19 protein-coding genes are annotated in these 20,532 nt (G+C 70.8%); 4 read left to right on the top strand and 15 right to left on the bottom strand.

Annotated elements, in window-relative coordinates; all coding sequences use genetic code 11:
- Positions 1 to 8: 8 nt before the first annotated feature.
- The 6 genes from ftsW to Pth03_RS11505 are packed head-to-tail and all read right to left on the bottom strand — an operon-like array spanning position 9 to position 8,455.
- Positions 9 to 1,268, bottom strand: coding sequence for a putative lipid II flippase FtsW (gene ftsW / locus Pth03_RS11530; RefSeq protein WP_373318527.1), 1,260 nt, complete (start codon positions 1,266 to 1,268; stop codon positions 9 to 11).
- The gene (gene murD, locus Pth03_RS11525; protein ID WP_203944170.1) at positions 1,265 to 2,653 is read right to left on the bottom strand and encodes a UDP-N-acetylmuramoyl-L-alanine--D-glutamate ligase; all 1,389 of its coding nucleotides are present in this window, start codon (positions 2,651 to 2,653) and stop codon (positions 1,265 to 1,267) included. The genes ftsW and murD overlap by 4 nt, the downstream gene beginning before the upstream one ends.
- Positions 2,635 to 3,708, bottom strand: coding sequence for a phospho-N-acetylmuramoyl-pentapeptide-transferase (mraY, locus tag Pth03_RS11520; protein WP_203944169.1), 1,074 nt, complete (start codon positions 3,706 to 3,708; stop codon positions 2,635 to 2,637). The genes murD and mraY overlap by 19 nt, the downstream gene beginning before the upstream one ends.
- A complete protein-coding gene (locus Pth03_RS11515) occupies positions 3,705 to 5,072 on the bottom strand; it encodes a UDP-N-acetylmuramoyl-tripeptide--D-alanyl-D-alanine ligase (RefSeq protein WP_203944168.1) in 1,368 nt (455 codons plus the stop codon). The genes mraY and Pth03_RS11515 overlap by 4 nt, the downstream gene beginning before the upstream one ends.
- 55 nt (positions 5,073 to 5,127) lie before the next feature.
- Positions 5,128 to 6,687: a UDP-N-acetylmuramoyl-L-alanyl-D-glutamate--2,6-diaminopimelate ligase gene (locus Pth03_RS11510; RefSeq protein ID WP_203944320.1), complete on the bottom strand. Its 1,560-nt coding sequence runs from the start codon at positions 6,685 to 6,687 to the stop codon at positions 5,128 to 5,130.
- Between the two features lie 40 nt (positions 6,688 to 6,727).
- Complete coding sequence (locus tag Pth03_RS11505) at positions 6,728 to 8,455, bottom strand: peptidoglycan D,D-transpeptidase FtsI family protein (protein ID WP_203944167.1); 1,728 nt, start codon at positions 8,453 to 8,455, stop codon at positions 6,728 to 6,730.
- A gap of 169 nt (positions 8,456 to 8,624) precedes the next feature.
- On the opposite strand from Pth03_RS11505, the gene Pth03_RS11500 reads away from it, so the two are divergent.
- Entirely contained in the window at positions 8,625 to 8,798 is a 174-nt protein-coding gene (locus Pth03_RS11500; protein WP_203944166.1) for a hypothetical protein, read from the top strand.
- Between the two features lie 400 nt (positions 8,799 to 9,198).
- Here Pth03_RS11500 and Pth03_RS11495 read toward each other — a convergent pair whose 3' ends face one another.
- The 4 genes from Pth03_RS11495 to mraZ all read right to left on the bottom strand — a co-directional run bounded on the left by Pth03_RS11495 (position 9,199) and on the right by mraZ (position 11,725).
- Positions 9,199 to 9,393 carry a hypothetical protein gene (locus tag Pth03_RS11495; RefSeq protein WP_203944165.1) on the bottom strand — a complete coding sequence of 65 codons (195 nt, stop codon included), beginning with the start codon at positions 9,391 to 9,393 and terminating at the stop codon, positions 9,199 to 9,201.
- Between the two features lie 51 nt (positions 9,394 to 9,444).
- A complete protein-coding gene (ftsL, locus tag Pth03_RS11490; protein WP_203944164.1) occupies positions 9,445 to 10,098 on the bottom strand; it encodes a cell division protein FtsL in 654 nt (217 codons plus the stop codon).
- Positions 10,095 to 11,075 (bottom strand): 16S rRNA (cytosine(1402)-N(4))-methyltransferase RsmH, encoded by a 981-nt coding sequence (rsmH, locus tag Pth03_RS11485; RefSeq protein ID WP_203944319.1) that lies wholly within the window; start codon positions 11,073 to 11,075, stop codon positions 10,095 to 10,097. Before rsmH ends, ftsL begins: the two co-directional genes overlap by 4 nt.
- A 218-nt stretch (positions 11,076 to 11,293) precedes the next feature.
- Complete coding sequence (mraZ, locus tag Pth03_RS11480) at positions 11,294 to 11,725, bottom strand: division/cell wall cluster transcriptional repressor MraZ (RefSeq protein WP_203944163.1); 432 nt, start codon at positions 11,723 to 11,725, stop codon at positions 11,294 to 11,296.
- 459 nt (positions 11,726 to 12,184) lie between these two features.
- Between mraZ and Pth03_RS11475 the strand changes: the two genes are divergently transcribed.
- Genes Pth03_RS11475 through Pth03_RS11465 form a run of 3 tightly spaced genes read left to right on the top strand, consistent with a single transcriptional unit; the run spans position 12,185 to position 16,841 of the window.
- Positions 12,185 to 13,165 (top strand): AAA family ATPase, encoded by a 981-nt coding sequence (locus tag Pth03_RS11475; RefSeq protein ID WP_373318526.1) that lies wholly within the window; start codon positions 12,185 to 12,187, stop codon positions 13,163 to 13,165.
- A gap of 11 nt (positions 13,166 to 13,176) precedes the next feature.
- Positions 13,177 to 14,403: a DUF58 domain-containing protein gene (locus Pth03_RS11470; RefSeq protein WP_203944162.1), complete on the top strand. Its 1,227-nt coding sequence runs from the start codon at positions 13,177 to 13,179 to the stop codon at positions 14,401 to 14,403.
- The gene (locus Pth03_RS11465) at positions 14,400 to 16,841 is read left to right on the top strand and encodes a transglutaminase TgpA family protein (protein WP_203944161.1); all 2,442 of its coding nucleotides are present in this window, start codon (positions 14,400 to 14,402) and stop codon (positions 16,839 to 16,841) included. Before Pth03_RS11470 ends, Pth03_RS11465 begins: the two co-directional genes overlap by 4 nt.
- Before the next feature lie 96 nt (positions 16,842 to 16,937).
- Here Pth03_RS11465 and Pth03_RS11460 read toward each other — a convergent pair whose 3' ends face one another.
- The 5 genes from Pth03_RS11460 to efp all read right to left on the bottom strand — a co-directional run bounded on the left by Pth03_RS11460 (position 16,938) and on the right by efp (position 20,528).
- Positions 16,938 to 17,321, bottom strand: coding sequence for an SCO2097 family morphological protein (locus tag Pth03_RS11460; protein WP_203944160.1), 384 nt, complete (start codon positions 17,319 to 17,321; stop codon positions 16,938 to 16,940).
- Between the two features lie 147 nt (positions 17,322 to 17,468).
- A complete protein-coding gene (locus Pth03_RS11455; protein ID WP_203944159.1) occupies positions 17,469 to 18,710 on the bottom strand; it encodes a DNA polymerase IV in 1,242 nt (413 codons plus the stop codon).
- 47 nt (positions 18,711 to 18,757) lie between these two features.
- Positions 18,758 to 19,504, bottom strand: a complete 747-nt coding sequence (locus Pth03_RS11450; RefSeq protein ID WP_203944158.1) for a methyltransferase domain-containing protein — start codon at positions 19,502 to 19,504, stop codon at positions 18,758 to 18,760.
- 21 nt (positions 19,505 to 19,525) lie between these two features.
- Positions 19,526 to 19,966, bottom strand: coding sequence for a transcription antitermination factor NusB (nusB, locus tag Pth03_RS11445; RefSeq protein WP_203944157.1), 441 nt, complete (start codon positions 19,964 to 19,966; stop codon positions 19,526 to 19,528).
- A gap of 1 nt (position 19,967) precedes the next feature.
- Positions 19,968 to 20,528: an elongation factor P gene (gene efp / locus Pth03_RS11440; protein WP_203944156.1), complete on the bottom strand. Its 561-nt coding sequence runs from the start codon at positions 20,526 to 20,528 to the stop codon at positions 19,968 to 19,970.
- Between the last annotated feature and the right edge of the window lie 4 nt (positions 20,529 to 20,532).

The raw sequence follows: 20,532 nt of genomic DNA, 5'->3' as shown, positions 1-20,532 counted from the left end.
GTTCCGTGTCATCGCCTCGGTCGGCCACCCAGGCCAAGCCAGCTTAGAGCCCTGGCGGCCGGTCCGGGTCCACGAGCGGCGAGGGCCTCGGCGGCGCCGGGCTCCCGTTTGGCGAACGACAACAACATTCCCAAAGCGGCCAGGGTCGGCAACAGGGCAGACCCGCCGTACGACACCAGCGGCAGGGGGATGCCCGTGATCGGGAAGACCCCGATGACCGCCCCGATGTTGACGATCGCCTGACCGGCGATCCAGGCCACGGAGGCGGAGGCGGCGAGCCGGACGAACGGGTCCGCGGTCCTGGCGGCGATCCGCAGGCCGGCGTATCCGAGCAGTCCGAACAGCGCGACGACCACGAGCGTCCCCATCAGGCCGAGTTCCTCGCCCAGGATGGAGAAGATGAAGTCGCTCTCCGCGTGAGGCAACCAGTCCCATTTGGCGCGGCTGCTCCCGAGACCGAGGCCGAACCAGCCGCCGGATCCCATCGCGATCTGACCCTGCGCCGCCTGGAAGCCGGAGGTCTGCGCGTGCGCCCACACGTCGAGGAAGCCCGTGAGGCGCTCCATGCGGTACGGCTCCACCATGATCATGATAACGGTGGCGAGTACCAGCAGCGCAAGGATGCCGCCGAACAGGCGGACGGGCGCCCCGACCACCCACAGCAGGGCCAGAAAGATGATCATGAGCACGATGGTCGTACCGAGGTCGCGGCCCAGCATGACCAGGATCGCGATGATCGCCGTGCCCGGCATCAGCGGGATCAGCAGGTGCCGCCATTCGATCCGCCCGTCGCGGGCCTTCCTTGCGAGCAGGTCCGCGCCCCACAGCGCGAGGCCGAGCTTGGCCGGCTCGGAGGGCTGGATCGAGAAGGGTCCGATCGCGATCCACCGCTGGGCGCCGAGCAGCTCCTCACCGATGAAGATCACCATCAGCAGGCCGAGGATCGAGATGCCCAGGAGGGGATATCCGGCGAGGCGGAAGAACCGCTGCGGCATCCGCGAGCAGATCCACATCAGCGGGATGCCGATCGCAACCGAGATCGACTGCTTGATGAACCAGTAGAACGGGTTGCCCGTCTTCTGCAGCGCCTCGATGCTCGAAGCCGACAGCACCATCATCAGGCCCAGGGCCAGCAGCAGCGCGCTGCACCCGAGCACCAGGTAGTAGGACGTGAGGGGACGGCTCAGCAACTCCCGCAGGCCCGCGAAATGCGTGCGGGCCAGGCCGGCCTGTGCCTGAGGGGACGTCTCCGCCTGCTGCGCCGTCACCGCTCGGCCAAACGCCGTACGGCTCGCGCGAACGCCTCCCCACGGGCTCCATAGCTCGCGAACATGTCCAGCGACGCTCCGGCGGGGGCCAGCAGCACGGTGTCTCCGGGGGAGGCCAAGCGGGCTGCTTCGGTGACGACACGGTCCATGACCCCAGTGTCTTGCCCGGGCACCTCCACGACCGGGACATCCGCGGCGTGTCGCGCCAATGCCTCCCGGATTCGCTCCCTGTCGGCGCCGAGCAGCACGGCCCCCCGCAGGCGCGGGGCGGCCTGCCGTACGAGGTCGTCGACGTCGGCGCCCTTCAACTGGCCGCCGGCGATCCAGACGATCGACGGGTAGGCGGCCAGCGAGGCGGCCGCGGCGTGCGGGTTGGTCGCCTTGGAGTCGTCCACGTAGTCGACCTCGCCAAGCGTCGCCACGTGGGCGATCCGGTGCGGGTCGGGGACGAAGTCGGTGAGACCGCGCCGCACCGCCTCGGCGGGCACGCCGTACGCGCGGGCGAGCGCGGCGGCGGCCAGCGCGTTGGCCACGTTGTGCGGTGCGAAGGGCCGCACGTCGGTGAGGGAGGCGAGCTCCTCGGCCTCGGCGACCGGGTCGGACACGAAGGCCCGGTCGACCAGCAGGTCCTCCACCACGCCGACCTGCCCGGGACGTGGCACGCCGAGCGTGAAGCTGACCCGCCGCCCCTGCCCGTACGGCTCGGCCAGCCGGGTGGACCACTCGTCGTCGGCGTTGTAGATCACGGTGCCGGCGTTGTGGAAGATGCGTTCCTTGGCCGCGGCGTACTCCTCCAGGGATCCGTGCCAGTCGATGTGGTCGGGGGCCACGTTGAGCACGGCCGCGGCCAGCGGCTCGATGCTCGACGACCAGTGGAGCTGGAAGCTGGACAGTTCGACCGCGAGCGCGTCGTACGGCTCGCGGACCGCGTCGACGATGGGCAGGCCGACGTTGCCGACGGCCAGGGCCCGGTGACCGGCCGCGGTGAGGATGGAGGTGAGCATCCTGACCGCGGTGGTCTTGCCGTTGGTGCCGGTGAGCGCGAGCCAGGGGGCGGCCGAGCCGTCCGAGGAACGCAGATGCCACGCCAGCTCGACCTCGCCGATCACCGGGATGCCGGCGTCCGCGGCGGCCACGAGGAGCGGGTGGTCGGGCCGCCAGCCAGGCGAGGTGACGACCAGCGACGCGCCCTGTGGCAGGACCGGCTCGCCGAACCTCACCTCGACGCCGGAGGCGGCCAGCTCGGCGGCCGCGGCACGCTGCCGCTCGCCGTCGGCCGCCTCCAGGACGATGACCCGCTCGCCGCTTTCCGCCAGGCCGCGCGCGGCTGCCAGGCCCGAGACGCCGAGCCCGGCGATGACGACACTCACTGTTTGGGCATCCATTCCAGGTAGAACAGGCCGAGTCCGGCCGCCACGCACAGGGCCGCGATCAGCCAGAAGCGGACCACGATGGTCGTCTCCGCCCATCCCGACAGCTCGAAGTGGTGCTGCAGCGGGGCCATGCGGAAGACACGTTTCTTCGTCATCTTGAAGAAGCCGACCTGGATGATCACCGACATCGTGATGATCGCGAAGAGGCCGCCCAGAATGGGGAGCAGGAGCTGCGTGCGGGTGGTGACGGCGAGCCCGGCCAGGACGCCGCCCAGCGCGAGCGACCCGGTGTCACCCATGAAGATCTTGGCGGGCGGGGCGTTCCACCACAGGAACCCGAAACAGCCGCCGAGCACCGCCGCGGCGACCACGGCGAGGTCGAGCGGATCGCGCACCCAGTAGCAGTTGGGGCTCAGCATGAACGTGCAGCTGTTGCGCAGCTGCCAGTTGCCGATCAGCACGTACGCCGCCAGGACCAGGCAGGTGGCGCCCGAGGCCAGGCCGTCCAGACCGTCGGTCAGGTTCACCGCGTTGGAGAAGCCGACGATGATGAACAGCACCCAGATGGTGAAGCCGATCAGGCCGATGGACGGCCCGAAGTCACGCAGGAACGAGATGCGCGTGGTCGCGGGGGTCATCTCGTAGGCGTTGGGGAATCTGACGACGAGGATCGCGAAGATCGCGCCGACGACGAGCTGCCCGGCGGCCTTGGCGCCGCTGCGCAGGCCGAGGGAGCGCTGCTTGTAGATCTTGATGAAGTCGTCGAGGAAGCCGACCATGCCGAGACCGGTCATCAGGAACAGCACCAGCAGCGCGGAGGCGGTGGGCGACTCGACGTGGCTGGTCAGCATCGTCGACAGGTGGGCGGTGAAATAGCCGATGAGGGAGGCGATCACGATGACGGTGCCGCCCATGGTGGGGGTGCCCCGCTTGTCGTAGTGCCCGGAGGGTCCCTCCTCGCGGATGTTCTGCCCATACCCCCGCCGGCTGAACAGCCGGATGGCCAGGGGGGTTCCGGCCATCGAAAGCAGCAGCGATACCGCGGCCGCGATGAGGATGTTCCTCACCGGGGGTCACCTCCGAGGATCGCCTCGGCGACCCGTTCGAGACCGGCCGCACGCGGCCCTTTCACCAGCACCACGTCTCCCGGCGCCAGCCGTGCGGCGAGCGCCTCGGCGGCGGCCGTCACGTCGGGGACGTGCAGCGCGCCGGGGGCGCCGGCGAGGATGAGCCCGGCGTCCTCCCCCACGACGATCAGAGTCTCGAGGCCGGCCTCGGCGGCGAGCCGCCCGACCCCCTCGTTGAGCGCGGCGCTGTCTTCGCCGAGCTCCCGCAGCGACGCGATCACAGCGAAGCGCCGCCTGCCTTCCCCCATCGCGGCGAGGCTGCCGAAGGCGGCCCGCATCGAGTCGGGGTTGGCGTTGTAGGCGTCGTTGATCACCGTGACGCCGTCGAAGCGGTCTGTCACCTCCATGCGCCAGCGGCTGCGCGGCTCGGCCTCCGACAGCTCCTCGGCGATGGTGGCCACCGGCAGCCCCAGCTCGTATCCCGCCGCGGCGGCCGCAAGGGCGTTCTCCACGGCGTGCGCGCCGTACAGGCGCAGCCGCACGGGCGCGGCGCCGGACGGCGTGCGCAGGGTGAAGGACGCCCTGCCGCGCTCGTCGAGCGTCTCGTCCTCGGCCCGGACATGGGCGTCGGGGCTCCTGCCGAAGAAGGTGACCCTGGCGGCGGTCCTGCCGGCCATCGCCCGCACGAGGGGGTCGTCGGCGTTGAGCACGGCGACGCCGCCCTTGGGCAGCGCCTCGACGAGTTCGCCCTTGGCCTGCGCGATGGCCTCCTTGCCCCCGAAGACGCCGAGGTGCGCGGTGCCGACGTTGAGCACCACGCCGATGCGGGGCGGGGCGATCCCGGTCAGGTAGGCGATGTGGCCGATGTTGCGCGCGCTGAGTTCCAGAACCAGGAAGCGGGTGGCCTCGTCGGCCTTCAGCACGGTCAGCGGGTGGCCGATCTCGTTGTTGTACGAGCCGACCGGCGCGACCGTGGGGCCGATGCGCGCGGCAAGTCGGGCCAGGAGGTCCTTCGTCGTCGTCTTGCCGGCCGAGCCGGTCACGCCTGCCACGGTCACCGCGGGCAGTTCGGAGATCACGGCCTTGGCCAGCTCCGCGAGAGCGGCCAGCACGTCACCCACGATCACAGCGGGGGCCTCGACCGGCCGCGACGCCAGGATGGCGGTCGCCCCGGCCGCATGGGCCTGCATGGCGAAGTCGTGCCCGTCGGCGCGTTCACCCTTGATCGCCACGAACAGCGACCCCGGCTCGGCGGCGCGGGAGTCGATCACGACGGGGCCGCGCACCACGGCCCGGGGGTCGGCCATGCCGGTCAGGGCGCCCGAGGTGATCTCGGCGACCCTGGCCAGTGGCAACGGGATCATTGGTCTTTCCTGCTCTCTTTCGCGCGATCAATCGATCAGTCAGGTTCAGCAAATCTTAGGAGCGGGCGCCGCCCTCCCGTGCGCGTCTCCTCAGGACGGCCTGCGCCGCCACCTCCCTGTCGTCGAACGGGATGACCTGGTCCCCGACGTACTGACCCTGCTCATGACCCTTGCCCGCCACGACGATCACGTCGCCGGGCTCGGCGCGGGAGACGGCCAGCTCGATGGCGGCCGCGCGGTCCGGTTCCACGATGACGTGAGCCCGCTCCTCCTGGGGGACGTCGAGCACGCCCTCCAGCATGGCCGTAAGGATCTCGAGCGGATCTTCGGTTCTGGGGTTGTCGCTGGTCAGGATCACCGTGTCGGCCAGCCGGGCCGCGGCTTCGCCCATCTGAGGCCGTTTGCCCCTGTCCCGGTCGCCGCCACAGCCCAGGACGACGGTGAGCCTGCCGCCGGGACCGTCCTCCAGGACCGTCCGCAGCGAGGTGAGGACCGACTCGACCGCGCCCGGTTTGTGAGCGTAGTCCACGATCACCTGGTAGCCGTCCGCGGCGGGCACGCGTTCCATGCGGCCGGGCACGCCGGTGAACGTGCCGACTCCCGCCACCGCGGTCTGCAGGGGAATGCCGGCCTCCACCAGAGCGACGAGCACACCGAGGGTGTTGGCCACGTTGAACGGCCCGGGAAGGGCCACGGAGACGTCGGCCTCCACACCGCCGGGACCGACGACGCGGAAGGCGCTGCCGTCGGAGCCGAGGCGCACGTCCTGCGCCCGCCACTCCGCCTCGGGTGCGCCGGCGGCGGAGAACGTGGTGATCGGGATCTTCGCCAGCTCGGTCAGCTCCCGGCCGTGCGCGTCGTCGACGTTGACGACACCCACCCGGGCGAACTCGGGCGTGAAAAGGCGCGCCTTGGTGGCGAAGTAGTCGTCGAGGTCGCGGTGGAAGTCCAGATGGTCCTGCGACAGGTTGGTGAAGATCGCCACATCGTAGAAGACGCCGTCGACCCGGCCGAGCGCGAGGGCGTGGCTGGAGACCTCCATCGCCGCGGCGGTCACCCCCCGCTCCCGCATGAGCGCGAACAGGCCCTGCAGGTCGCTGGCCTCGGGGGTGGTCAGCTCCGGCACGAAGGACACGTCGCCCGCGCGGATCTCCACCCCGCCGACGAGGCCGGTGGTGTGTCCGGCGGCGCGCAGACCGGCCTCCAGCAGGAACGTCGAGGTCGACTTCCCGCTCGTACCGGTCACGCCGATGATCGTGATGCCGGCCGCCGGCCTGCCGTACACCCATGCCGCGACCTGCCCGAGCAGGGCGCGGGGGTCGGGCACGACGAGGACGGGCAGACCCGTGGCGGCCGCGCGGTCGCGGCCCTCCTCGTCGGTGAGGATGGCCGCCGCGCCCGCCGCGAGGGCCGCGCCGCTGAATTCGGCGCCGTGGGCGGTCTTGCCCGGCATGGCGACGTAGAGATCGCCGCGCTGGACGCGGCGGGAGTCGATGGTGAGACCGGTGACCGTTCCGCGCGCCGGCCTGGCTCCGGGAGAGGAGACCGCCGAGGAGGCGCCGAGAAGGGAGGCCAGCCCGGACAGCGGGCGGGCCGGGACGGCCTCAGGCCGCATAGAGGACGGGGGACGCACGGCGAGAGCGTACCGTCCTTCGTCACCTACCGGCTTGAAGGACGACACGCGGCGCCTTCGTACCGGTCGGGGGAATTTTCCTGCTCTTCAACGCGAAGGTCATGACGTCCTTGAATACGGGGGCGGCCACTTCGCCGCCGTAATGGCCGTTCTTGGGATCCTGGATGACGGCCAGTGCCACGAGCCGGGGGGCGTCCGCCGGAGTGAACCCGACGAATGTCGCAGTGTAGCCGCAGTAACCCTTGCACTTCTCGTCATACCGCATGGCGGTGCCGGTCTTCCCGGCGACCCTGTATCCGGGGATCGCCGCCTCCACTCCGGTGCCGTCGTGACCGACCGCGGCCTCCAGCATGCCCGCGATCTGCCGGGCGGTCTCCTGGCTGACGACCCTGGTCTGCTTGGGCGCCGGCGCGGGCACGAACTTCCCGCGCTCGTCGGTGGTGCCCGCCACGATGGAGGGCGTCACCCTGACCCCGCCGTTGGCGATCGTCTGGTACACGCTCGCCATCTGGAGGGCGGTGACGGAGATGCCCTGGCCGTAGGCGATGGTGCAGCGCTGGCTGCCCGACCAGTTCTGGTAGGCGGGCAGGAGGCCCTCCTCCTCGCCCGGCACCCCGGCGCCGCTCTTGGCGCCGAACCCGAAGGACTGGAACATCTGGTAGAGCTTCTGGTCGCTGATCTGGCGCGCCGCGAGGATCGTGCCGACGTTGCTCGACTCGGCGATGATGCCGGTGAACGTCAGCGGCTCCGGCTTGTGCGGGTGGGCGTCGCGGATCTCCCGGTCCGCGCACGTGATGTGGTCGGGCACCCGGAAGACGGTGTCGTCGTTGACCGCCCCCGCCTCGATGGCGCCCGCCGCCGTGATGACCTTGTTGGTGCTGCCCGGCTCGAACACCTCGGACACGGCCCGGTTGCTCCAGTCCTGCTCCGGCGTCGACTGCCAGTCGTTCAGGTCGACCTCCGGCGCGTTGGCCATGGCGACGATCTGGCCGGTCTTGACGTCGAGGACGACCACACTGCCGCTGCGCGCCTTGGTCGCCTTGACCTGCCGGGCGATCGACTCCTGCGCGGCCCACTGGATGTCCCTGTCGATGGTGAGCCGCACGCCGCGGCCCGGCACCGGCGCCTGGCGGCTGGTGCGCGTCATCGGGATGCGCTGGCCGTCTCCGCCGATCTCGACGCTCTGCTTGCCGTCCTGACCTGCGAGGGTCTTGTCGTAGGACTGCTCGATGCCGGTCAGGCCGTGCCCGTCGAACCCGACGAAGCCGATGAGGCCGCCTGCGAGGGAGTCGCCGGGGTACATGCGGCGATAAGTCGCCTTCGAACCGACGCCCTTGAATCCGTATGCCATGATCTTCTTGGCCCGGGGCGGATCGATGTTCCTGGCGACCACGATGTAGCGCTGCGTGGTCTTGGCCAGCTTGGCCGCGATGCTCTCCTTGGGGAGGTTGAGCTCCACGGCCAGCGTGGACGCGATCAGGTCGCGCTTGTCGGGCGTCACGTCGGCCGGGTCGACGTAGATCTCCCGCGCGTCGGCCGTCACCGCGAGGTCGTGGCCGCCGACGTCGGTGATCGAGCCGCGCCGGGCGGGCAGGATCTCCGGCTGCACACGTTGTTGCGCCGCCTTGGCCTGCAGCACCTTCGAATCGAGCCCCTGGAGCTGGATGAGCCTTCCGGCGAACAACGACAACACGAACGCCATCGCGATCAGCGCGGCGTTGAGCCGCCGGCCCGGGTTGCCCAGCCGCATGACGGCCGGCGGCCTTGGGGGCGGTGCCGGGGGACGCGGCGGGCGGGGTGTGCGCGGCGGGCCGCCGTCCACAGGGCCCCTCGGACGCGGAGCACCGCCGTCGACCGGTCCCCGAGGGTGCGGCGGGCCGGCCGGGCCTGTCGCGCCGGCGCGTCCCGGGGGGCCGCTCTTGCCCTGCGGCCCCGTACGGCCGGCCGCCCCTGGCGTGGACGGCGCCGGCGCCGCAGGCTGGGACGAGCCGGGCCTGGGCGTGCCGCCCTTGGAAGTGTCGGCCTTGGAGGTGCCGGGCGCGCCGGAGTTGAACGCAGCCGGCTTCGAGGTGCGCGATGACGGCTTCTTCTGAGGCTCGGACGCGGGCGACTGCGGCTGCCTGCCCTGCTTGCGCTGCCCGGACGTGCCCGGCCCCCGGCCCGGCTGCGACGCGGACCGCGACGACGGCTGCGAACCCGACCGCGAACCGGACTGCCGGGACCCCGACGACCTGCCGGACGCTGACTTGCCAGCCTGGGAACCGCCGGACTGTGACCCGCCGGATCGCGTGCCGGACTGGGACGCGTTCGACGAGGACCCCTTGGACTGTCCTCCTTGCGGCCCGGCTCCCTTGCCTGCCCCCTTCGACCCGGCGCCCTTCGACCCCGCACCCTTCGGTCCGGTCCCCCGCGACTGCGCCCCCTGAGATTGGGACCCCTGGGATTGGGACGCCCGGTCTCCACGCTCATCACGACGGCCTGGGGCCCCGTCGCTCACCTCGTCAGGACGCCCGGGCCGCGGGGTGCGGCCAGGACGGCCCGGCTGGTCGGGACGGGCGCGGCCGGCCGTACCGTCCGAGGGTCGTCCCGAGCCCGGAGAGCGCCTGCCGCCGCCGGAACCGCCGGAGCCGCCGCCGCGGCCCTGACCACCACGACCGCCGGGGCCGCCACCGCTGGGGCCCTGTCCACCACGTCCTCCGGGACCGCCGCGGCCGGGGCCCGGGCTCCGGCCGCCGTCTTTCACCGGGCCACGCCCTCCTTCTGGGGCGTGCCCGCCCCAGCCGCACCGACGTCAGGACCCTTGTCCGGCTTGATGAAACGAGGCGGCGCGGTGTCCTTCACCACGCCGAGCGGCTTGGCGGCCTCCTCGATCGCGCCCGGCTGGTCCCAGACCCGCAGCTCGTTCTCCAGGGTCGCCGCCTGCTCGTGCAACTGGTCGGTGCTCGACCTGAGGTCGCTCAGCTTGAAGGAATCCTGCGCGAGCACGGTGTTGAGCAGAAGCAGGGTCACCAGGCCGCCGCACATGAGGCCGACGACGAGCAGGACGAAGGGAGCCCTCGGCGGACGCCGGAACATCGCCCCTGCCGGCCGTACACGGGTGACCGGACGGGCGGCGGGCGCGTCGGTCACCTGCGTGGCGGTGCCGCGCGTCTTCGAACCGCCCGTATCGGGGCGCGCCTGCTCCGGACGGGCCTCGGGACGGGCCCGGCTCGGGCGGCGCGGCGCCACGGGAGCGGGCGCCCCCACGGCGACGGCCGGCGCGCCGTCGGTGGCTGCCGTTCCCGCGTTGCCGGGCCTGGCCGCCATGCCGCCGCCCACCGGCCGCGCAGGCCGGCGAGGCGGGGCAGGCGCGCGGCGAACCGACGACCTGTTCTGCTGCTCTGTCGTGCTCATCCCTGGCGGATCCTCTCTGCCGCCCGCAAACGGGCCGAGGCCGCCCGCGGGTTGCGGGCCACCTCGTCGTCGTCCGGGAGCTCGGCTCCCCTCGTCAGAAGGCGGAACCGGGGCTGGTGTTCCTCCAGCGGGACGGGAAGCCCGGGAGGACTGGTGTCCCTGGTTCGCGCCACGAGAACCTGCTTGGTGAGCCGGTCCTCCAAAGAGTGGTAGGCGAGCACCACGACGCGCCCGCCGAGCGCCAGCGCGTCGAGCGAGGCCGGGAGCGCGTGCTCCAGCGCCGTGAGCTCTCCGTTCACCTCGATGCGCAGTGCCTGGAATGTCCTCTTGGCGGGGTTTCCCCCTGTCCGTCTCGTCGCGGCGGGGATGGCCGCGCGCACGAGTTCGGCAAGTCGTTTGGTGGTCTCGATGGGCCCCTGGGCGCGTTCCCTGACGATGAAGCCCGCGACGCGGGACGCGAAACGCTCCTCGCCGTAGTCGCGCAGAATGCGGGTGAGCTCGGCGGCGGAGTAGGTGTTGACCACACGCTCGGCCGTGAGCTCCTGATCCGGGTCCATCCGCATGTCGAGCGGGGCGTCGTAAGAGTACGCGAAACCGCGCTCCGCCTCGTCCAGCTGGGGAGAGGAGACGCCGAGGTCGAACAGGGCTCCGTCGACGCGGCGCCGCCCCGCGGCCGCCAGCACGTCGGTCAGCTCGTCGGAGACGGCGCGGACGATGGTGACGCGGTCCGCATAGGGCGCGAGACGCCGGGTGGACCGCTCGATGGCGACGGGGTCGCGGTCGATGCCCACGAGATGCAGCGCCGGATGGGCGGCGAGTAGAGCCTCCGCGTGGCCGCCGAGGCCGAGGTTGGCGTCGACGACGACCGGCTCAGGGCCCGTGAGTGCGGGAGCGAGCAACTCCAGCACGCGATCGAGCATGACCGGAACGTGACCGCCCGACTGCTCGAAATCTGTCGACAACGTCTCCACCCCCATCTTGGCCGCCTCGAAGCTCGCGGATATGCGGCTGCCGCCGGTGATCACCCTCAGGGTCCCCACCCATGCCGGTCCCCCCTCGCGGGACCGACCCGTCCGGCCAGGTCCCCATCCGCTTCGCCTGCCGCGGCATCTGACACCGGGGAAGGTGCATCAGCTGCCTCGGGGAGCGGGTGGAGACCTCGCCGAACGTCACCGACGGGTAATTCGCTGATCGATCACAGGATCCCTGGCAACACCTCCTCCGACAGATCGGAGAACGCCTGCTCCTGAGCTTCCAGATAGGTCTCCCAGGCCTGGGCGTCCCAGATCTCGAGCCTGGTGTTGGCCCCGATCACGACGCAGTCGCGATCCAGCCCGGCATACTGCCGGAGGCTCGGAGGGATGGTGACGCGCCCCTGCTTGTCCGGGGTCTCGTCGGAAGCACTGGCGAAGAAGACGCGGCTGTAATCCCTGACCGCCTTGGCGGTCACCGGCGCGGTGCGCAGAGCCTCGGTGATGCGCTGGAACTCCTCTACGGGGAAGACGTAGAGGCAGCGCTCCTGGCCTTTGGTGATCACAAGACCCTCCGCCAGCTCCTCACGATACTTCGCCGGCAGGAACAGCCGTCCTTTGTCGTCCAGGCGCGGTTGATGGGTGCCGAGGAACACCGGACCCACCTCCCGTGCCTTGTGGAGCGCTCAGCGCTGTAGCCCCTGCCCTCCACTGCGCACCACCATACTCCACTTCTCCCCACCGTCAACAGATTCAGACTGTGTCGGCATTGGATTTCCGCCGGGTTTCCGCAGTTCAGAAGGGGTGGGGCGAAGTGGGGCACCCCGGGCGCCACCCACCCGCCACCGGGCGTGTCCGGACCCTCGTCAGGGGCCCCGGACGGCCGGATTCCGGCTCGCGCGTGGATCGGGTGGGGGAAAGTGGAGCGGGTAGCCGCCGGGCGAGGAGTGAAATCCACCGCTTCGCCGGACGATCGCCATTCGGCAATCACGACCAGTTCACCCGGATTTTTGGACAAAGTCCCTACGGAACCACATCAGTCATAGGGTCAGTACACAGAATGGGAAAGTAACCTTTAACGCCCCTTCTCGGGACGGACCTTCATTGGAGGCCTGGTGGCAGCAACCCCCGACGTCACCGCAGCGGAGGTACCGCTGGAGACCCTGGTGGACACGGCGAACAGGATCCGGCGTGCGATCGAATCCGTGATCGAAGGAAAAGGCGACGTCGTCCGCCTCACCCTCACCGTTCTCCTCGCGGAAGGTCACCTGCTGATCGAGGATGTGCCCGGTGTCGGCAAGACGATGCTCGCGAAAGCGTTGGCGCGCTCTATCGACTGCCCGGTCAAACGGGTGCAGTTCACCCCTGACCTGCTGCCCAGCGACGTCACCGGCGTCAGCGCGTACAACCAGCAGAACGGGGAGTTCGAGTTCAAGCCGGGCCCGGTCTTCGCCAACATCGTCGTCGGCGACGAGATCAACCGCGCCTCCCCCAAGACGCAGTCCGCCCTTCTGGAGTGCATGGAAGAGCGTCAGGTCACGGTCGACGGCGTGACTTATGGGCTCGGGTCGCCCTTCATGGTGATCGCGACCCAGAACCCGATCGAGATGGAGGGGACCTACGCGCTGCCGGAGGCACAACGCGACCGCTTCACCGCGAAGATCGCCATGGGCTACCCGGCGCCGGCCGCCGAACTGGAGATGCTCGACGTCCACGGCGCCTCCCAGCCGCTGGACAAGCTGGAGCCCGTCGCCACCACGGCGGAGGTCCGCGCGCTGATCCAGGCGATCCGCGCGGTCTACGTGTCGCAGTCGGTGAAGAAGTACGCCATCGACATCGTCACGGCCACGCGCACCTCCCCCGATCTCGCGCTCGGGGCCTCGCCGCGCGCCACCCTCCACATGGTGCGGTGCGCCCGCGCGCACGCCGCGCTGTCGGGACGCGACTACGTCATCCCCGACGACTTGAGGGACCTGGCCGTGCCGGTGCTCGCCCACCGCCTGCTGCCCAGCATGGAGGCCCAGGGCCAGCGCCGCCTGCCCGAGCAGACGATCGTGGACCTGGTCGCGCGCGTCCCTGTGCCGGACACCAAGTAGACGGAGGCCCGATGACGGGGTTGAAGGCTCTGACCTCGCGGGGGCGGTCGTTCCTCGCGTCGGGCGCCGCCGCGTTGGTGTGCGCCTTCGTCCTGGGCGAGAGCGACCTGCTGCGGGTCGCCGTCCTGATCATCGCCATGCCGCTGCTGGCGACGATGGTGGTCGCCAGGACCCGTTACCGCCTGCGCAGCACCCGCCGGGTGGCGCCCTCCCGCGTGGAGGTCGGCAACGACAGCGTCGTCACGTTGCGACTGGAGAACGTCACCCGGCTGCCGACGGGCCTGCTGCTCGTCGAGGACACCGTCCAGTACGCCCTCGGCAGCAGGCCGCGGTTCGTGCTCGACAAGGTGGAGGCGCAGGGCGTGCGGGAGATCGACTACAAGGTGCGGTCCGACCTGCGCGGGCGCTTCCCCGTCGGGCCGCTGTCGGTGCGGATCGCCGACCCGTTCGGTCTCGTCGAGCTGACCAGGTCGTTCACGATCATCGACACGCTGGTGGTGACCCCCAAGGTCATCCCCCTGCCGGCCGTACGGCTGTCCGGGGAGTGGGCCGGCGGAGGCGACAGCCGTACCCGATCGGTGGCGGCGGCGGGCGACGACGACGTGGCGCCGCGGGAGTACCGCCAGGGTGACGACCTGCGGCGGGTGCACTGGCGCTCCACCGCGCGGCACGGCGAGCTGATGGTCAGGCGCGAGGAGCAGCAGTGGCAGAGCAGGGGCGCGCTCCTGCTCGACACGCGCAGGCACGCCCACCGGGGCAGCGGCCCCTCCTCGTCGTTCGAGGTCGCGGTGTCGGCCGCGGCGTCGATCGGCGTGCACCTGTCCCGCGACGGGCTGGGGTTGCGCCTGGTCACCGACCAGGGCGCGCAGCACCTGGCCGAGTCGAGCCTGTCCTGGTCGCTGATCGACACCCTTTCCGTCGTACGGCAGAGCACCTCGCGCTCTCTGGACCACGGGATCGGGGCGCTGCGCCAGGGCGGCGGCGAAGGCCTGATCGTGGCCGTGCTCGGGTCGGTCGACGCCGAGGAGGCCATGGCCCTCGCCAGGCTGAGGCACACCGGTGTGACCGGCGTCGCGGTCATGCTGGACGTGGGCACCTGGGACGGATTCCCCGACGAGTCCGCCGAGACCGCCCGCGCCCTGCTCACCCGGGCGGGGTGGCGGGTCCTCAACCTTCCGGCGGGCACCTCGCTCGCCGCCGTGTGGCCCGAGGCCGCTTATAAGAGGAGTGCGGCATGAAGTTGCCGATCGCCGCGGGGCTGGCGACGGCCGCGGTCTCGCTCACGCTCTACCCGTTGTTCAACGGCGGCTCCTGGTTCTGGACCAGCATGGGGGCGATCCTCGTCGTCACCGGCGCCAGCGCGGCGACGATCCGCCTGCGTGCTCCGTTGTGGGCGGGTCCGCCGATCATGTTCCTGTCTCTCGCCCTCTACCTGACCCTGGCGTTCGCCTACAACCTCGCGTGGCTCTGGATCATCCCCACGAAGAGCTCGGTGTACATGATCGGCATGCTGGTCACGGCCGGGTTCGAGGACATCCAGCAGTTCGCCGCGCCCGTGCCGGCCAGCGAGGGCGTCACCCTCCTGACCGCCGGCGGGGTCGGCCTGATCGCCGTGCTCGTCGACCTCTTCGCCGTACGGCTGCGCCAGGCGGCGCTGGCCGGGCTGCCGCTGCTGGCCCTCTTCTGCGTGCCCGTCGAGGTCATGCCCGACCCGATCGGCTGGCCGGCGTTCGTGCTCGGGGCGTTCGGTTACGTCGGCCTCCTGGTCGCCGACGGCCGGGAACGCCTCGGGCAGTGGGGCCGGGCCGTCCTGGTGCGGCGGTCGAGGGCCTCCCACGCCAGGACGACTCCCGACACCGGGCGGCTCGCGCTGTCCGGCCGCAGGATCGGTGTGACCGCGGTCGCGCTGGCGATCGTGCTGCCCGCGCTGCTGCCCAACCTCACGCCCTCCCCCCTGATGAGCTTCGGCGTGGGCAACGGCACGGGCCCCGGCGGCAGCAGCATCACCATTCCCGACGCGATCGCCGAGCTCGGAGGTCAGCTCCGGCAGCAGGAGAACGCGACCGTCCTGACCTACACCAGCAGCGACGACCAGCCGCGTTACCTGCGGATCTACTCCCTCGACATCTTCGACGGGAGGAAGTGGACGCTTTCCAAGATCACCGCGGGCGAGGAGGACCGGGTATCGGAGGGCCCGCTGCCCGCCCCTCCGGGCCTCGCGCCCGGGGCAGCGGTGAAACGGGCCGAGACCCAGATCGCGATCAGCGACGACATCGGGCCCCTGCGGTTCCTCCCGCTGCCGTACCCGGCGACGCAGGTCGACGCCGACGGGGACTGGCGGGCCGACCAGAACTCGCTCATGGTCTACTCCACCAAGGACCAGGCCGCGGGTCTCAGCTATCACGTGGTCACCGGCGAGCCCGAGCCCACGCCCGAGCAACTGGAGGCGTCGGTTCCCGACCCGCAGAGCGACCGCTACCTCGAGCTTCCCCCCGGCCTCGATCCCCGGGTGGCGGCCATGGCCGCGCAGGTCACCGCGGGGGCGACCAGCGAATACCAGCAGGCCATGAAGCTGCAGGAGTGGTTCACCAGGACCGGCGGGTTCACCTACAGCCTGGAGGCGCAGGGTTCGGGTGGCAGGGCCCTGTCGAGGTTCGTCCTGACCGATCGCACCGGCTACTGCGAGCAGTTCGCCAGTGCGATGGCGGTCATGGCACGCATGCTGGGCATCCCCGCCAGGGTGGCGATCGGCTTCACCGGCGGATCGAAGGTCGGCGACTCGTGGATGGTGCGCACCCACGACGCGCACGCGTGGCCGGAACTGTACTTCTCCGGAGTCGGGTGGCTGCGTTTCGAACCCACCCCCGCCGGCGGCGCAGGACAGGGCACCGCCCAGGTGCCGCAGTACACGTTGCCTGTGCTGCCGAATGCGAGCCCGTCGGCCACGCCGTCGGCCGGCGCGTCCAGCGGCCCCGACGACACCTCCGGCACGTCCGGCCCGCAGGTGCGCAACCCTCGCGACTTCGAGCGCGACCTCGGCGCGGCTCCGCAGATCCAGGAGACCGGGACACCGATCACGGTCAAGATCGCCCTCGGATTGGCCGCCGCCCTGGTGCTCGCGCTGATCCCGGCCGCCGTCCGCCTCCTGGTGAGGGGACGACGGCGCCGGCTCGTCGCCTCGGGAGGGATCCGGCGCGGGGTGTCCGCCGTCCAGGCCGCATGGACCGAACTGTGCGACCTGCTGATCGACTACGGAATGGCGCGAAACCCCGGGGAAAGCCCCCGTGCCCTGTCCCGGCGGCTGGCCGAACGGCTGGGCGGCGACACGCGGACCGGGCCGGCGGTCATCGCCGCGATCACCACGATCACGTCGGCCGAGGAACGGCGCAGATACGCGAGAACGGCGTACGAGCCCGCCCCGAAGGCCGCCGACCTGGCAACGGTGAAGAAGGCTCTGGCCTCGGCGGTGTCGAGGAAGCGGAGACTGGCCGCCGCCCTCACTCCGCCGTCGACCTTGATGTGGGTGCGGGCCCTGGGAGAAAAGGCGCTGGACGGCTTCGACCGGCTGGAGAACATCCGGCCGTCACTGCGCGGGCAGCGTGGCACCGCCGACGGTGCCGAGCGCGAGGATCGCGGCGAGGTGAGGGAACCGACGCTCACCGGACCCAGGAGCTGACCGGTTCGGACGTACCGGTCGTACGGCTCGGCGCCCCCGGTTCCCGGGGGCGCCGCACGTCTTTTCAGAGGTTCGCGGCCGAGGGCCGGAAGCGGCTCAGCGCTCGTCGTGACGACGGCGCCAGCGCTCCTCCATCCGCTCCATGAAGCCCTGACGCTGAGGCCGGCGGGCGCGGCCCTGCCCCGCGGCCGAGCCCTCACCGCCGAACCCGCTCATGCGCTTCCAGCTGGACAAGCCCCACAGACAAGTCGCGAGCATGACCACGAATCCGGCCACTCCGAGGGGGATCTGATTCGCGACGGCCCCGACCATCAGCAGGACGACGCCCAGGGCGAAGCCGACGGAGGCCTTCACCAGACGGCGCTTGTAGTGGCTGCGCGGGTCGCTGATCCGGACGGTATTGGCCCACTTCGGGTCCTCGGCATAGAGGGCCTGCTCGATCTGGTCGAGCAAGCGCTGCTCGTGCTCAGACAGCGGCACGGCGCCTCCCAAGGACGGCCCCATTCAGGGGAAGACGGCAACGGACGACACGGGGTGTCCGAACCTCGCGGTCGGTTATCCCCAGAATACGAGGCTGTAGACGTAGACGAAAGAAAACGTCCAACGCGGACCAAACCGGAGGTGACGTCATAGATCCATTGGACCAAATGGGCGCTGAACGAGCGAGGCCGGCCGTACGGCATCCGGGCCGAACCGACGGACCGCCTTGTCCACCGCCTGTTCGGCCTCCCGCCAGCCCATCTCCTTCTCTCCCAGGCCTAGCTGCCGCGTCGCCGAGGAGGCGGGGCGGAGGTTCTCGACCCGGACGCCGACCAGTCTGAGGCGCACGCGCTCCAAGCCTGCGGCCACGAACAGTTCGCATGATGTGGTGTATATCTCTTTTGCCACATCTGTGGGCTCGCGCAGAGTGCGCGATCTGGTGATCGTGGTGAAATCGGCACGGCGCAGCTTCACGCTGACCGTGCGCCCGACGTGACCGGAGGCCCTGAGCCGGGCGGCCACCCGCTCCGACAGCCGCAGCAGCTCTCGCCTGATCTCCTCGGGGTCGTCCACGTCGTGGGAGAACGTCTCCTCGTTGCCGATGCTCTTGTCGGGCGTGTGCGGCACCACCGGCCGCTCGTCGCGCCCCCAGGCGAGGGCCGCCAGATGGGCCCCCGCGGCCCCGAGCTCACGCTGGAGCGTGGAAACGGGCACATGGGCCAGATCCCCCACAGTCCGAATGCCGAGCCGTACCAGGGCCTGCTCCGTGCGCTCCCCCACGCCCCACAACGCGGCGACGGGCAGCGGATGGAGGAACTCCACCACCCCGTCGGCCGGGACGACGAGCAACCCGTCGGGTTTGCACTGCCGGGAGGCCAGCTTCGCCACGAACTTGCTGCTCGCGACCCCCACCGAGCACGTGATGCCGTAGCGCTCGGCCACCTGCTCGCGGATCATCTGGGCGATCGCGGCGGGCCGGCCGAGCCGTCGGCGGGCCCCGCCGACGTCGAGAAACGCCTCGTCGGAGGCGATCGGCTCGACCTCCGGGGTGATCGCCTTGAAGATCTCCATGACGCCCCTGGAGACCTCGGCGTAATTCGCGTGGCGGGGCGGGATGATCGTCGCCTGGGGGCAGAGCCTGCGGGCCCGCGTCATCGGCATCGCCGAGTGCACGCCGAACCGCCTCGCCTCATAGGTGGCGCTGAGGACCACGCCGCGCCCGCCCGTCGCACCGACGATGACCGGGGTGCCCCTCAGCTCCGGGCGGTCGAGCAACTCCACGCTGGCGTAGAAGGCGTCCATGTCCACATGGAGGATCGGGCAGCCGCTGTCGTCGGCCGGGCCGTCCTGAGGCGACGGCTCCCGAGGCAGCAGCTGGTTCCGGGACACGCTCGCCAGCCTACCCGAACAGGATTTCTATTCGAAGGTTCTGAGCGCTACCGGTAGGCGATGAAATGCAGCTGGGTCGCGATGTCGCGCAGCACCGGATGCGCCGACGCGGCCTGCTCCAGCGCGGTCAGCGCGCCGGGGTCGCTTTCGGCCAGCATGCCGGGCACGAGATCGGCGAAGATCCGCACGCCGTGGACGTCGCCCAGGGCGAACCCGGTCCGCGCGAGCAGGCCGGACATCTCCTCGCGGGAGAAGCGGCGGGGTGTGGGGTCGCGGTCGCCCCACCGGCCGGCCGCGTCCGACAACACCTGGCGGGCCTCGTCGAAGTGGCCGGCGAGGCAGCGGTGGATCGCCGTCGCGACCGGATTGGCCGCCAGCACGCTCACCGCACCGCCCTCGCGCAGGACGCCCCTGACCGCGCCGAGCGCACCCACCGGGTCCTCCACGTATTCGAGGACGCTATGGCACAACACCAGGTCGGCGCTGTCGGGCGTGAGGAGGTCGCCGAGATCGGCCGCGTCCCCCTGCAGGCCCTTGACGCCGACGCCGGTCTCCGCGGCGCGGCGCTCCAGGGCCGCCAGCGAGTCCAGAGCCGGGTCGACGACCGTCACGGAGTGGCCCAGCTTCGCGAGCGGTACGGCGAAGCCGCCGGTGCCTCCCCCGGCGTCCACGATGTCGAGCGACTCCCGCCCGGTCGCCGCCACCCGGTCCGCCAGGACCGCGCGCAGCGCCTGCCAGGCGACGGTCTGCCGTGGAGCGTCACGCACGTCCGGCCTCCCAGGTTCCGTGCTCATACCGAGCTCATTCCGACGGGCTCATTCCGACGGTTCCGCGCCTACCGGTCCTGTGAGCGAGAGCGAAGGCTTGAGCTGCTTGAACCGCGCCAACAGGCCGTTGACGAACTGCGGAGACTCGTCCGTGGACAGCTCCGCGGCCAGGTGCACCCACTCGCTGATGACCACGCCTTCGGGAACCTCCTGCGAGGCGAGCATCTCATAGGTGCCCCCGCGCAGGATGTTCCGGTCGACGGCGGGCATGCGCTCGAGCGTCCAGCCTTCGGAATAGGTGGAGATCAGCTCGTCGATCCTGTCGCGGTGCCGGGTCACGCCCTCCACGAGGGTGAAGGTGTACTCGTTGACCGGCGGATCCGACCGTTCGACCCGCTCCGCGAGCACGCTGAGCGGGCTCTCGCTGCGAGCCTCGGCCTCGAACAGGATGTCCAGGGCGCGGCGTCGGGCTTTGCCCCGAGCCGACACTTCAGGCCCGACCGAGGTACTCGCCGTTGCGAGTGTCGACCTTGACCCTCTCGCCGGTCGTGATGAAGAGCGGAACCTTGATCTCGGCGCCTGTCTCCAGCTTCGCCGGCTTGGTGCCGCCGGTGGAGCGGTCGCCCTGGAGGCCGGGCTCGGTCTCGGCGATCGTGAGCTCGACCGCGGCGGGGAGCTCGATGTAGAGGACGTTGCCCTCGTTGATCGCGACCGTGGCCAGCATGTTCTCGAGCAGGTAGTTGGCGGCGTCGCCGACGGCCGCGCGCGAGACGTGCATCATGTCGTACGTCTCGGTGTCCATGAAGACGTAGTCGTCCCCGTCGAGGTAGGAGTACTGCATCTCGCGCTTGTCGACGTTGGCCACGTCGACCTTGACGCCGGCGTTGAAGGTCTTGTCCACGACCTTGCCGGACGTGATGTTCTTCAGCTTGGTGCGGACGAACGCACCGCCCTTGCCGGGCTTGACGTGCTGGAACTCCACGACGGTCCAGAGTTCACCGCCGTCGAGCTTGAGCACCAGTCCGTTCTTAAGGTCGTTCGTCGTCGCCACGTGT

The organism is Planotetraspora thailandica, from assembly GCF_016863335.1.
Taxonomy (GTDB): Bacteria; Actinomycetota; Actinomycetes; order Streptosporangiales; family Streptosporangiaceae; genus Planotetraspora; species Planotetraspora thailandica.
Note: the sequence above shows the minus strand (reverse complement) of the source record. Positions and strands in the feature narration are given on the sequence as shown.